This is a genomic window from Streptococcus oralis (genome assembly GCF_001578705.1).
Lineage (GTDB): Bacteria > Bacillota > Bacilli > Lactobacillales > Streptococcaceae > Streptococcus > Streptococcus oralis_J.
Genome location: NZ_KQ969038.1, coordinates 253,022 through 266,622, shown reverse-complemented (window position 1 = coordinate 266,622; position 13,601 = coordinate 253,022). Strand labels below are relative to the sequence as shown.

Below are 13,601 nucleotides of genomic sequence, written 5' to 3'. Positions count from 1 at the left end.
ATAGACTATGAAAACCCGCTGTGGCTGGGTCAAAATGACCAATCCCCTTTATATTGCCTACCATGACGAAGAGTGGGGGCAACCTCTTCATGACGATCAAAAGTTATTTGAACTTCTTTGTATGGAAACCTATCAGGCAGGTCTATCTTGGGAAACGGTACTTAATAAGCGTCAGGCTTTCCGAGAAGCCTTTCACCAATATGATCTTCAGCGTGTCGTAGAAATGACCGACGAGGAATTGGAAACCTTGTTAGAGAATCCAGCCATCATCCGAAACCGTGCCAAGCTCTTTGCGACGCGTGCCAACGCCCATGCATTTTTACAAGTCCAGGAAACCTATGGCTCTTTTGACGCTTATCTCTGGTCTTTTGTTGAAGGAAAAACAATAGTCCATGATGTCCCTGACTACCAAGAGGTAGCGGCCAAAACAGCCTTGTCAGAGCTGGTAGCTAAGGATCTCAAAAAACAGGGCTTCAAGTTCACAGGTCCTGTGGCAGTTTTGTCATTTCTTCAGGCTGCAGGTCTGGTTGATGACCATGAGAATGATTGTGAGTGGAAGGGGAGATAAATGATGTCCAACAAACATAAGAGAATCCTTATTTTTGTGCTTCTCTATACAATTCTCTTTGTTTTTGACGGTGTTAAATGGTTAGCTTCCTTGATGCCATCTTCAATTACGAATTATCTAGTTTATGTAGTATTAGCTCTGTATGGTTCTTTTTTATTTAAGGATAGATTAATCCAACAATGGAATGAGATTAGAAAAACTAAGAGAAAATTCTTATTTGGCGTCTTAACAGGATGGCTATTTCTCATTCTGATGACTGTTTTCTTTGGCTTTATCTCGGGAATATTGAGACAGTTTTTGGGGCTAGACGGACAAGGTCTAAACCAGTCGAATATTCAAAGTACCTTTCAAGAGCAACCATTACTGATAGCTGTTTTTGCTTGTGTCATCGGACCTTTTGTGGAAGAACTCTTTTTCCGTCAAATTTTATTGAGATATTTGAGGAAAAGTCTACCAACTTTGAACTGCGCCCCCAAAGTTAGACAGAAAAAATCTAACTTTTGGGGTGTTTTATTATGAAATTGAGTTATGAAGATAAAGTTCAAATCTATGAACTAATAAAACAAGGACAAAGCTTCAAACAGCTTTCAAAAAGATTTGGTGTGGATGCTTCTAGTCTAAAGTATATGGTGAAATTAATTGACCATTACGGAATAGAAATCATCAAAAAAGGGAAGAATCGTTATTATTCTCCAGAACTAAAACAAGCAATGATAGATAAAGTTCTGCTTGGAGGTTGTTCACTTAGAAGTGTTAGTCTTGATTATGCTCTTCCAAGTAGTGGGATGCTTTCAAATTGGCTGGCACAATACAAGAAAAACGGGTATACTATTGTTGAGAAAACAAGAGGGAGAGTACCTAAAATGGGACGTAAACGGAAGAAAACTTGGGAAGAAATGACAGAACTAGAGCGACTCCAAGAGGAGAATGAACGCTTACGGACTGAGGTGGCTTACTTAAAAAAGTTAAAAGAGCTGGAAGACAGGGACGAAGCCATACAGCGAGAAAGGCAGAGACAATTAGAGAAATGGCTTCAGGAGGATTTCGACTAGATTTACTTCTTGAAGTGACTCGTTTACCTCGCTCAACTTACTACTATCAGTTGAAGGAACTAGATGGGCTTGACAAAGATAAAGATCTTAAAGCTGAAATTCAAGCTATTTTTACTGAGCACAAAGGAAATTATGGCTATCGCCGAATCCATTTAGAATTAAGGAATCGTGGTTATGCGGTCAATCATAAGAAAGTTCAACGCTTGATGAAAATCCTTGGTTTAAGTGCTCGAATTCGTCGTAAACGGAAGTATTCTTCTTATCAAGGAGAGATTGGCAAGAAAGCAGATAACCTTATTCAACGCCAATTTGAAGCATCCAAACCAATGGAAAAGTGCTACACAGATGTGACAGAATTTGCCATTCCAGCAAGTACTCAAAAGCTTTACTTATCACCAGTTTTAGATGGCTTTAACAGCGAAATTATTGCCTATAATCTTTCTACCACACCGAACTTGGAACAAATGAAAATGATGTTAGAGCAGGCCTTCACAGAAGAATACTATGAGAACACTATTCTACATAGTGATCAGGGTTGGCAATACCAACACCAGTATTATCATCGCTTTTTAGAGAGTAAAGGTATTCAGCCTTCCATGTCACGTAAGGGGAATAGTCCAGACAACGGTATGATGGAGTCCTTCTTTGGAATTCTTAAGTCTGAGATGTTTTACGGTTATGAGGAGACGTTTCAGTCAATTAAGCAATTGGAACAAGCTGTTGTAAACTATATTGATTATTACAACAACAAACGAATCAAAGTCAAACTAAAAGGACTTAGCCCTGTGCAATACAGAACTAAATCCTTTCAATAATTATTTGTCCAACTTTTGGGGGTCAGTACACTTGGCTGAGTGTCTTTTTGGTCGGCCTTGCCTTTGCATTTACTCATATGCATAATTTAAGTTTATCAGAGTGGATCAGTGCAGTTAGTTATTTGGGTGGGGGTTAGTTTTTTCGATTATTTATGTAAAAGAAAAAGAAAATATTTACTATCCCTTGCTAGTTCACATACTATGAAACAGTCTCTCTTTTATGATTTTAGTCATCAGTAATATGTGACGTTTTAGTAGTTATACAAGAGAAGAAGCTGAGAATCTGTTCTCAGCTTTTTTTGTTATAGTCAAAGTGAATGACTTGCTCCTGTGCATCTACATAGGTGTGAACGCCAAAAGGGATAATGGCTCTTGGAGTTGCGTGGCCGACATTTAGATTATAGACAATCGGGATATTGTTATCAATGATATCCAATAGTGCTTCCTTATAGTCGTCATAGAAGGTTTCATCCATTGGCTTTCCGACCAAGAGTCCACTGATGACTTCAAATACCCCAGTTTCTTTCAAAGTCTGCAATATCTTTTTGAAGTCTTCCAGATTAGGCTTTTCTTCGCTTGTTTCTAACAAGAGAATCTTTCCTTCCCAGTCTGACAAGTCAGGGAAAAGTTTGTATTTTTGGCAGAGCTCCGTGCTGTCTGCGTATCGAGAATTGTCAAAGATATCATAGAGAGACTCAAGGCAACCACCGAGAATTTCTCCCTCAAACTGAGCATTTCCTTGTAACAAGTCAAAACCGGTATTTGCATGACTGACACGAGGTGTTCCTAAAGCCTTGGGACTGAAGTCAGTTCGTTCCACATACCAAACGTCACTAGGGCGAATTTCTGAGATTTTTCCTGTCTCGATCAATTCTTTAAAGTAGTGGAGACTATAGGGCAACATCCCCTTGTCCAATTCACAAATGTCTGCTAGAAAGGATTGCCCATAAAAAGTCTTGATCCCTAGTTTGTGCAACATAAGGTGGTTCATAGTGGTATCCGAGAAGCCAAGAAAAATCTTTGGTTCGATAACCTTTTGAAGCTGGTCATTTTCAAAAAGGTAGGGCAACAAACGATAGGTGTCGTCTCCACCGATGGCACATAGGACCATGTCGATGCTATCATCAGAGAAGGCCTGCATCAAATCCTCTGCACGCGCTTCAGGATGGTTCTTGATAAAGTCTAAACCTTTTAACGAATGGGGCAAAAAGATAGGATTGAGTCCCAAGTCCTTGAGACGTTGGACACCTAAGTCCACTTCGTGTTTGACAAAATCCTCTCCGATAATGCCACTAGATAAACTCACGATACCAATAGTAGAAACCATAACTCATCCTCCCAGAAATAGATTGAGCCTATTTTATCACAAAAGGTGAGAGAAAACTATAGGAATTAGACTCAGAAGTGCTATTGAATATCAAGAAAGCAAGCAAAAAAGCAACCGCCTGAGCAGTTGCTTCTTGTTTTTCTAATCTCACTAGATATGAGTTACTTGGTCAACTCTTGATTATAGGAGAGGGCTAAATCAATCCAGTAAGGCAGTTCTTTTTGACCTTCTATATCTAGGTCTATGTAGCCATGATAAAGGCGTCCTCTCATCAATGTAGTATGAGCTCCTGTTCGGGGTAGAACTTGTTTTTCCATTTCTTTGCCAATTCTCACCATAACCAGCTCGTCCTTTCTGGAACTGACTGTAAGGACCATTTTCCCACGAATCATAAAGGCAAGGCCGCCAAACAGTTTCTTTTCTTCTAGCTCTTCTTCGAAAATTTGGGGAGGAGGTTTGAGTGCTAGAATTTTTCGAATCTGCTGAGCTAAAGATTGACTATATGCCATAGCTTTTCACTTTTCTTAATAACGTGACGGGCCCGCGCTTGCGCTTCGAATATTGAAACGTTTCTTGAGATAGAAACGAAGGGCTAGGAGAACTGCGCCGATAATAGCTAGTGGCAATGGAGCAAGTACGGGGTTAAGGCTAGCTGGTAGGAAGCTTGTTGCAAAGAAGACAACCAACCAAAGGACCATAGAGGCCAGGATGACGAGGATTGATTTCCAGAATGGAGGACGCTGGCTACGGTCTGTATCTGGTCCATAGTACTGGTAGACAAAGTAGTACATCAAGTAGAAGGCAAGTCCTCCTACAAGTCCAACCAACAAGAGGGTAATCAACCCATAGCCAATAGCCTGATCTGTAGAGAAGAACGTAGTCAGAGCGCTAACCAATGCAAAGAGACTGGTGATAAAAAGGGCTGAGTCCATAATCATGAGTTTTGGATCGTCATTTTCTTTTGGATGCTCTTTTTCATATTGCTCCTTGACAGTGAAGCTATGAGCCCAGTGGGTCGGTGCGCCATAGAGGGAACGAGCTGTCGTTCCTTTGGCTTGCTCTTCAAGGATTTGGGGAATAACTTCCTCAAAAATAGCCTTGATTTCAGCGTCTGTTTTCCCATCTTTGAGAAATTGTTGGGTAGCGATGTGGATAAACTCTTGGTTTTTCTTGGTTAGTTTTTGTAAATCAATCTGAGACATAGGGATTCCTCTTAGAACCATTTTTTATGGATGAGATAGAGAGTGAGCGAAACACTCATAGCAAAGGCGATAAAGACGATTAACCAGAAGGCGTGTGGTTCACCGTTCAAAGGGATTTCATTATCCTTGAAGTTCATCCCATAGGCTGAGAAGATCATGGTTGGGACAGACATGACAATGGTCACGAGAGCCAGGGTTTTCATGATGTTGTTCTGGTTGTTGGAAATGATAGAGGCAAAGGTCTCTGTCATAGAGTGAAGGACATTTCCATAGATATCTGCCATCTCGATGGCCTGTTGGGTTTCAATCAGAGTGTCTTCGAGTAGGTCTTCGTCTTCTAGGTATTTCTTGATATTGCTGGTTGCGCTAGTCAATTTCTTAATCACGCGCTCATTTGTCTTAAGCGAGGCCTTGAAATAGACGATGGTCTTTTCCAATTCCATGAGCTCGATCAGCTCTTCGTTTCGAGTAGACTTGTGAAGTTGACTTTCGATTTGTTCACTCTTACGGTCAATCGAACGGAGAGCTGTCAGGTAAAGCTCGGCGTTACGGTAGAGAATCTGGAAGATAAAACGTGAACGCATGAAGGTATAAAAGTTACGCAGTCTACGGTTGATAAAGACATCGAGAACTGGGAGGGCTTCCAAGCAGGTAGTGATAATGGTTTCCTCGGTGATGATAATCCCCAGCGGAATCGTTACGTAGTAGGTGCGATTGTTTCTCTCCTCTGTGATGGGAACGTCCACGATGATCAAGGTATACTCATCTTCAATGGTAATACGGGACATTTCTTCCGCATCGAGCGGTGCCCGGAGGTCGGCGATGTCGATATCGAAGGCGTTGGCGATTTCCAACGATTCATTTTGTGTAGGATTGACGAGATTGATCCAAGTACCCGGTTCAAGCGTGTCGATCTCTTTAAATTCAGTTGTTGTTGAGAGAAAAACCTGTTTCACATCCCCTATCCTTTCCTACTATTCAGTGATTCATTTTTTGCACCGTACTATTATACTATAAAAACAGCTTTTTGGGTAATAGAATTTCACATTTTTTGGTATAATGGAAAGCAATAATGGACTAGAAAGAACAAAGATGCAAGATAAAATTGTGATTCATGGGGCGCGTGCCCATAACTTAAAAAATATCGATGTGGAAATTCCACGAGACAAGCTGGTCGTCGTTACCGGTTTGTCAGGTTCAGGGAAATCCAGTCTAGCTTTTGATACCCTCTATGCTGAGGGGCAACGTCGCTATGTAGAGAGTCTATCAGCCTATGCTCGCCAGTTCTTGGGCAACATGGAGAAACCAGATGTGGATGCCATTGATGGCCTCAGCCCAGCTATTTCTATCGACCAGAAAACGACTAGCAAAAATCCTCGTTCGACCGTGGGAACCACGACTGAAATCAATGACTATCTGCGTCTCCTCTACGCACGTGTGGGGACGCCTTACTGTATCAACGGACATGGGGCTATCAAGGCCTCTTCTGTGGAGCAAATCGTGGATAAGGTCTTGGAATTGCCAGAACGCCAACGTCTGCAAATCTTAGCTCCTGTTATTCGCAAGAAAAAAGGGCAACACAAGAGTGTCATTGAAAAGGTTCAGAAAGATGGTTATGTCCGCGTCCGTGTGGATGGGGAGGTCTATGATGTGACTGAAGTTCCAGAGTTGTCCAAGAGCAAGCAACACAATATCGATGTTGTGGTCGACCGTATTGTCATCAAGGAAGGTATTCGTAGCCGTCTCTTTGATTCCATTGAGGCTGCCCTTCGTATCGCAGAAGGCTATGTGATTATCGACACTATGGACGATTCTGAGTTGCTCTTCTCTGAGCATTATGCTTGCCCAGTTTGTGGCTTTACTGTTCCAGAGTTAGAGCCTCGTCTCTTCTCCTTTAATGCCCCTTTTGGCTCTTGTAGCGAGTGTGATGGTTTAGGCATCAAGCTGGAGGTGGATACTGATTTGGTAGTTCCTGATACCAGCAAAACTTTGCGTGAGGGGGCTTTGGCTCCTTGGAATCCTATCTCATCCAACTACTATCCAAACATGCTGGAACAAGCCATGACAGCCTTTGGAGTGGATATGGATAAGCCTTTTGAGGACTTGTCAGAAGAAGATAAAAACTTGATTCTCTATGGGTCTGAGGGCAAGGAATTTCATTTCCACTATGAGAATGAATTTGGCGGTGTGCGCGATATCGACATTCCTTTTGAGGGAGTTGTCAATAATATCAAGCGTCGTTACCATGAGACTAACAGTGACTACACCCGTACCCAGATGCGACTCTACATGAATGAGCTGACTTGTGGAACCTGTCACGGCTATCGTCTCAACGATCAGGCCTTGTCTGTCCGTGTGGGTGGTGAGCAAGGGCCACATATCGGTGAAATCTCAGACCTGTCTATCGCAGACCACTTGGAGTTGGTGAGTCAGCTGACCTTGTCTGAAAATGAGGCCATCATTGCCCGTCCTATCCTCAAGGAAATCAAGGATCGCTTGACCTTCCTTAATAACGTAGGGCTTAACTATCTGACTCTATCACGTTCGGCAGGTACCCTTTCAGGTGGTGAGAGCCAGCGTATTCGCTTGGCAACCCAGATTGGGTCTAACCTATCAGGTGTCCTCTATATCCTGGATGAGCCGTCGATTGGTCTTCACCAGAGGGATAATGACCGCCTGATTGCCAGCCTGAAAAAGATGCGTGACTTGGGCAATACTCTCATCGTGGTAGAACACGACGAAGATACTATGCGTGAGGCGGATTATCTGATTGATGTCGGACCTGGTGCGGGAGTCTTTGGTGGAGAGATTGTTGCTGCAGGAACGCCCAAACAGGTGGCTCGCAACAGCAAGTCTATCACAGGTCAGTACTTGTCAGGAAAAAGAGCCATCCCAGTGCCAGCAGAGCGCCGTTCCGGAAATGGTCGCTTTATCGAAGTGACAGGAGCGCGTGAGAACAACTTGCAAAAAGTCACGGCTCGCTTTCCATTAGGGAAATTTATCGCAGTAACGGGGGTATCGGGTTCAGGGAAGTCGACCTTAATCAACAGTATCCTCAAAAAAGCCATTGCTCAAAAACTCAACCGTAACTCAGACAAACCTGGTAAATTTAAAACGATTACAGGGATTGAGCATGTAGATCGTCTGATTGATATTGACCAGAGTCCAATCGGACGGACGCCGAGGTCTAACCCTGCTACCTATACAGGAGTTTTTGATGATATTCGTGACCTCTTTGCCCAGACAAACGAGGCCAAGATTCGAGGCTACAAGAAGGGTCGTTTCAGTTTCAACGTCAAGGGTGGTCGTTGTGAAGCCTGCTCAGGTGACGGAATTATCAAGATTGAGATGCACTTCTTACCAGATGTTTACGTGGCTTGTGAAGTCTGCCACGGAACCCGCTACAACAGTGAAACCCTAGAAGTTCACTACAAGGAAAAAAATATCTCGCAGGTCTTGGATATGACCGTCAACGATGCGGTAGAATTCTTCCAACACATTCCCAAGATTCAACGCAAACTTCAGACCATCAAGGATGTGGGGCTAGGATATGTGACCTTGGGACAACCAGCTACCACCCTTTCTGGGGGAGAAGCCCAGCGTATGAAGTTGGCTAGTGAGCTTCACAAACGCTCGACAGGAAAGTCTTTCTATATTCTGGATGAGCCGACGACAGGGCTTCATACCGAGGATATCGCTCGCTTGCTTAAAGTCTTGGCTCGCTTTGTCGACGATGGCAATACAGTCCTCGTCATCGAGCACAATCTAGATGTTATCAAGACGGCAGATCACATTATTGATTTGGGTCCTGAGGGCGGTGTCGGTGGTGGAACTATCATCGCAACAGGAACCCCAGAAGAAGTAGCTGCCAATGAAGCCAGCTACACAGGACACTATTTGAAAGGAAAGTTACATCATGAATAAACGTGTACAAGCATTTCTAGCTAAAATGCAAGAAAAAGAACTAGATGGCATCATCATCAATAATCTTAAAAACGTCTATTATCTGACTGGTTTTTGGGGTTCAAACGGAACAGCCTTCATCAGCCGTGACCGTCAGGTCTTGGTGACAGACTCTCGCTATATCATTGCGGCCAAGCAAGAAGTGACAGGTTTTGAGATTGTGGCTGATCGTGATGAATTGACTGTTATTGCAGGCATCGTTAAGGATATGGGTTTGTCTCGCATCGGTTTTGAGGACGAGATTTCGGTCTCTTATTACCACCGTATGCAGGCAGCTTTTGCAGGTTTGGATTTACTTCCGCAGACTCAGTTTGTTGAAGCGCTTCGTATAATTAAGGATGAGAAAGAGATTGCGACTATTCGCAAGGCATGTTCTATCTCAGACCAAGCTTTCCGTGATGCGCTTGACTTTATCAAACCAGGAAAAACTGAAATTGAGATTGCCAACTTCCTTGATTTCCGCATGCGTGAGCTAGGAGCGGCAGGCTTGTCTTTTGATACCATTTTAGCGAGTGGTATCAACTCTTCTAAACCACATGCCCATCCCATGCATAAACCCGTAGAGCTGGGAGAAGCCATCACCATGGACTTCGGATGTCTCTATGACCACTATGTCAGTGATATGACACGGACCATCTATCTAGGCCATGTCAGTGACGAGCAAGCAGAAATTTACAATACGGTTCTGAAAGCCAACCAAGCTCTGATTGACCAAGCTAAGGCAGGTTTAGGTTTCCGTGATTTTGACAAAATTCCTCGTGATATTATCATCGAGGCAGGCTATGGTGACTACTTTACCCACGGTATTGGACACGGTATCGGACTGGATATTCACGAAGAACCTTACTTTAGCCAAACTTCCAAAGAAGTCATTAAATCCGGTATGGTCTTGACTGATGAACCAGGTATTTATATTGAAGGAAAATACGGCGTTCGTATTGAAGATGATATCTTAATTACAGATAACGGTTGCGAATTGTTGACTCTAGCACCGAAGGAATTAATTGTCATTTAAGAAAATTATGATAAATCGTTGACTTTTATATTTTAAAGGTTTATACTGATAGACGAAAACGGTAGGTGAGGCTACCATAGGGATACGGATGACTACCGCAAAGCAGTGGAGACACTACTCGTTGGTCAACAGTCCTGGTCGCGAAGGCCAAGACTAAGCTCATTACATCGCCCTATGGAGTTAAAGCTTGAACGAAAAAACAGATAATTAGTTTTTTAATCCTGCCATTTTATGGCAGGATTTTCTGCTGTTTTAAGAAAAAGAAAGGAGAAAAACGATGCAAATTGACGACCACCCAGAACCGCACATACACAGCCAATCGCTGATTTGTGTCGTTCTGCCCTTATAAAGTGATTGGTCTCTGTGTATGAAACACATCATTCATACAGATAGGAGAAACCAATGAAAACTACAAAAGAAAGATTAGCAGCAGCTATTCACACATCTTTAAACGAAACTCTATCTTTTTATAAGACAAGTCTAACAGGCTTGACTGAGGAGCAGGTGGAGAAAAATCGTGACCTATATGGCGAAAACACCATCACCAAGGGTCAAGAAGACAGTATCCTCAAAAAGATTTACGAATCTATTATCAATCCATTTACAATCATCCTGCTGGTCATCGCTATGATTTCCATGGTGACCAATGTCTGGTTGGCGAAGCCTGGACAAGAAGATTCGACGACCTCTATCATCATCGTCGTTCTCGTTCTAATCTCTGGTGGTATACGCTTTGTCCAAGAATTACGGAGTGACAAGGCTGCGACCAATCTATCAAAAATGATTGTGAACACTGCCACAGTTATTCGCGAAGGCCAGAGTTTAGAGGTCGCAATTGAAGATTTGGTCGTTGGAGATATGGTCAAGTTGAGTGCTGGAGATATGATTCCAGCAGATCTCCTTTTGATTGAATCACGCGATTTCTTTGTCCAACAGTCTGGTTTGACAGGTGAAAGCGACTCGGTTGAAAAACTAGCCTTGTCAAAAATGAGTCAGTCAAGCTTTGATAGTCTGCTAGAAGCAGAAGCGCTCGCCTTTATGGGAACCAATGTGATATCAGGAAGTGCCAAGGCTTTGATTCTAGCGGTCGGTGATGACACCATGATGGGGGAAATAGAGCAGACTCTCAATACTTATGACGAACCGACCTCTTTTGAACGGGAGATGAACAGTATCTCTTGGCTCTTAATCCGTTTGATGTTGGTCATGGTTCCCATCGTATTTCTTTCCAATGGCTTGACAGATGGAGATTGGTTAGAAGCTGGCGTATTTGCTTTGAGCGTGGGTGTCGGGCTTACACCTGAGATGCTACCCATGATCATCACGGCCAGTCTAGCAAAAGGCTCCATTATCATGGCCAAGGAAAAAGTCGTCATCAAAAAACTCAATGCCATACAGGACCTAGGTGCTATTGATATCCTATGCACAGATAAAACCGGAACCCTTACCCAAGATGAAATTGTCCTTGAATATCCTTTGGACATACATGGAGATTTGGATTTGTCTGTGTTGAGACGGGCCTACCTCAATTCCTATTTTCAAACCGGTTTGAAAAACTTGATGGACCGTGCCATTATCAGTAGAACTGAAAAAGAAGCTAAAGAACACGCTATTCTACAAAATTTGGATACTAGCTTCCAAAAAATAGATGAATTGCCCTTTGATTTTGAACGCAGACGAATGAGTGTCATCGTCAAGGATGAGAACGAAGTTGTTAGTTTGGTAACCAAGGGTGCCCTAGAGGAAATGCTTGCGATTTCAACCCATGTAGAATATCAAGGCCAGATTAGCCCTCTGACGGATGATATCCGAGTGGAAATCTTAAAAGAAGTAGATCAACTTAATCAACAAGGCTTGCGAGTCTTGGGAGTCGCCTATAAAACAGGCCTAAAAGAAGGTTTTGCTTACTCCGTTGAAGATGAAAAAGAGATGATTCTAACAGGATATCTTGCCTTTCTAGATCCACCAAAACCATCAGCAGCACCTGCTATCCAAGCTTTGTTAGAACACGGTGTTCAAACAAAGATCTTGACGGGGGACAATGAGAAGGTAACCCAAGCAGTTTGCGAAAAAGTTGGTTTAGATGTTGATCAAATCTTGTTGGGTTCTGATATTGACGCCATGACGGACGAAGAGTTGGCCCAAGCAGTTGAGAAAGTGACTGTCTTTGCCAAACTCTCTCCGGATCAAAAAGCACGAATCATTTTACAAATCAAATCGAATGGACATTGTGTCGGCTATATGGGAGATGGGATCAATGATGCCCCTTCTATGAAAGTGGCAGATGTGGGGATTTCTGTTGATACAGCAGTAGATATTGCCAAAGAAACGGCTGATGTCATTTTGTTAGATAAGGATTTGATGGTGCTTGAAAAAGGGCTAGTTGAAGGACGTAAGGTCTATGCCAACATGACCAAATATATCAAGATGACGGTCAGCTCTAATTTCGGGAACATTTTCTCTCTGTTAGTGTCTGGTATCTTTTTACCTTTCCTTCCTATGGCTCCGATTCACTTGATTGTCTTAAACCTCGTCTACGATCTTTCTTGCATTGCCTTGCCATTTGATAATGTGGATGAAGACTTTTTGAAGCATCCTCATAAGTGGGAAGCCAAGTCTATTACTCGCTTTATGATTTGGATGGGTCCGATTTCTTCTATTTTTGATATTTTGACCTTTATCTTGCTCTATTTTGTCATTGTTCCAATGGCGACAGGTCAAGCCTATGTCCACGGAGCAGAGTCTGCAAGGGGCTTTATCATCTTGTTCCAGACAGGTTGGTTCATTGAATCCATGTGGTCCCAAACCATGGTTATTCATATGCTTCGTTCAGCAAAACTTCCTTTCTTACAAAGTCGTCCATCATGGTTTGTTCTTGGAACAAGCTTGCTAGCAGCTAGTTTTGTGACTTTCCTTCCCTACTCTTCAATTGCTAGCCTACTTCATTTAACCCCTTTGGAACCAATTTATTTCCTCTTTTTGCTTTTGATTATCGTTCTCTATATGATAAGTGTTACAGTTGTAAAACGATTGTATATCAAAAAATTTAAAAGTTGGCTATAAATTGATTTTGTCAAGAAAAAAGTACGAAAATCGCTAAAAAAGTTAAATTTTTTTAAAAATAGGTCGCAAGTCGGATGTTTTTTATGGTATAATAGACTAAACTGATAGTAACATGTAGCGAAAGGGGTAGGTACATGATTAAAATTTATACAGTCTCCAGTTGTACCAGCTGTAAAAAAGCAAAGACCTGGCTCAATGCCCACCAGTTAAGTTATAAAGAACAAAATCTTGGCAAAGAAGGAATTACGAGAGAAGAATTACTTGATATTCTGACGAAGACAGAAAATGGAATCGCTAGTATTGTGTCATCAAAAAACCGCTATGCAAAAGCTTTGGGAGTTGACATCGAAGATTTGAGTGTCAATGAAGTGCTCAACTTAATCATGGAAACACCGCGGATTCTAAAAAGCCCGATTCTTGTGGATGAGAAGCGCCTGCAAGTCGGCTATAAAGAGGATGATATCCGTGCTTTCTTACCACGCTCTGTCCGTAATGTAGAAAATGCAGAGGCACGTTTGCGTGCAGCTCTATAAACATCAAGGCTGGGGTATCTCCTAGCCTTCTTCGTTTTTTATCTAAAGATTATGTGAGGAAAT

10 protein-coding genes, 2 pseudogenes and 1 riboswitch are annotated in these 13,601 nt (G+C 42.4%); of the genes and pseudogenes, 8 read left to right on the top strand and 4 right to left on the bottom strand.

Annotated elements, in window-relative coordinates:
• The first annotated feature begins 7 nt into the window (after positions 1-7).
• The 4 genes and pseudogenes from SORDD05_RS07240 to SORDD05_RS09890 all read left to right on the top strand — a co-directional run.
• Positions 8-568, top strand: a complete 561-nt coding sequence (locus tag SORDD05_RS07240; protein WP_061418423.1) for a DNA-3-methyladenine glycosylase I — start codon at positions 8-10, stop codon at positions 566-568.
• Positions 569-1,030 (top strand): annotated as a pseudogene (locus SORDD05_RS07235) (type II CAAX prenyl endopeptidase Rce1 family protein); the annotation flags it as partial.
• A gap of 53 nt (positions 1,031-1,083) precedes the next feature.
• Positions 1,084-2,435 (top strand): IS3 family transposase gene (locus SORDD05_RS09895; protein ID WP_128973484.1). Its coding sequence is split into 2 segments (ribosomal slippage): positions 1,084-1,525 and positions 1,525-2,435, totalling 1,353 coding nucleotides; the frame shifts between segments, so codons are not numbered across the junction.
• A 35-nt stretch (positions 2,436-2,470) separates the two neighbouring features.
• Positions 2,471-2,640: pseudogene (locus SORDD05_RS09890) on the top strand (type II CAAX prenyl endopeptidase Rce1 family protein); the annotation flags it as partial.
• Between the two features lie 84 nt (positions 2,641-2,724).
• Here the strand turns inward: SORDD05_RS09890 and SORDD05_RS07220 are convergent.
• The 4 genes from SORDD05_RS07220 to SORDD05_RS07205 form a co-directional block, all read right to left on the bottom strand.
• A complete protein-coding gene (locus SORDD05_RS07220; RefSeq protein WP_061418414.1) occupies positions 2,725-3,762 on the bottom strand; it encodes a S66 family peptidase in 1,038 nt (345 codons plus the stop codon).
• Between the two features lie 161 nt (positions 3,763-3,923).
• Positions 3,924-4,271, bottom strand: coding sequence for a hypothetical protein (locus SORDD05_RS07215; protein ID WP_061418411.1), 348 nt, complete (start codon positions 4,269-4,271; stop codon positions 3,924-3,926).
• 15 nt (positions 4,272-4,286) lie between these two features.
• Positions 4,287-4,964 (bottom strand): DUF1129 domain-containing protein, encoded by a 678-nt coding sequence (locus SORDD05_RS07210; protein WP_061418408.1) that lies wholly within the window; start codon positions 4,962-4,964, stop codon positions 4,287-4,289.
• Positions 4,965-4,975: 11 nt separating this feature from the next.
• Positions 4,976-5,920 (bottom strand): magnesium transporter CorA family protein, encoded by a 945-nt coding sequence (locus SORDD05_RS07205; protein ID WP_061418405.1) that lies wholly within the window; start codon positions 5,918-5,920, stop codon positions 4,976-4,978.
• A gap of 136 nt (positions 5,921-6,056) precedes the next feature.
• On the opposite strand from SORDD05_RS07205, the gene uvrA reads away from it, so the two are divergent.
• From uvrA to spx, 4 genes are all read left to right on the top strand, one after another.
• Positions 6,057-8,888, top strand: a complete 2,832-nt coding sequence (gene uvrA / locus SORDD05_RS07200; protein WP_061418402.1) for an excinuclease ABC subunit UvrA — start codon at positions 6,057-6,059, stop codon at positions 8,886-8,888.
• Positions 8,881-9,942, top strand: coding sequence for a M24 family metallopeptidase (locus SORDD05_RS07195; RefSeq protein WP_061418399.1), 1,062 nt, complete (start codon positions 8,881-8,883; stop codon positions 9,940-9,942). Before uvrA ends, SORDD05_RS07195 begins: the two co-directional genes overlap by 8 nt.
• A 55-nt stretch (positions 9,943-9,997) precedes the next feature.
• A riboswitch (M-box (ykoK) riboswitch) is annotated at positions 9,998-10,149 on the top strand.
• A 195-nt stretch (positions 10,150-10,344) separates the two neighbouring features.
• Complete coding sequence (gene mgtA, locus SORDD05_RS07190; RefSeq protein WP_061418397.1) at positions 10,345-13,005, top strand: magnesium-translocating P-type ATPase; 2,661 nt, start codon at positions 10,345-10,347, stop codon at positions 13,003-13,005.
• Between the two features lie 134 nt (positions 13,006-13,139).
• Entirely contained in the window at positions 13,140-13,538 is a 399-nt protein-coding gene (gene spx / locus SORDD05_RS07185; protein ID WP_061418394.1) for a transcriptional regulator Spx, read from the top strand.
• The last annotated feature ends 63 nt before the right edge of the window (positions 13,539-13,601 follow it).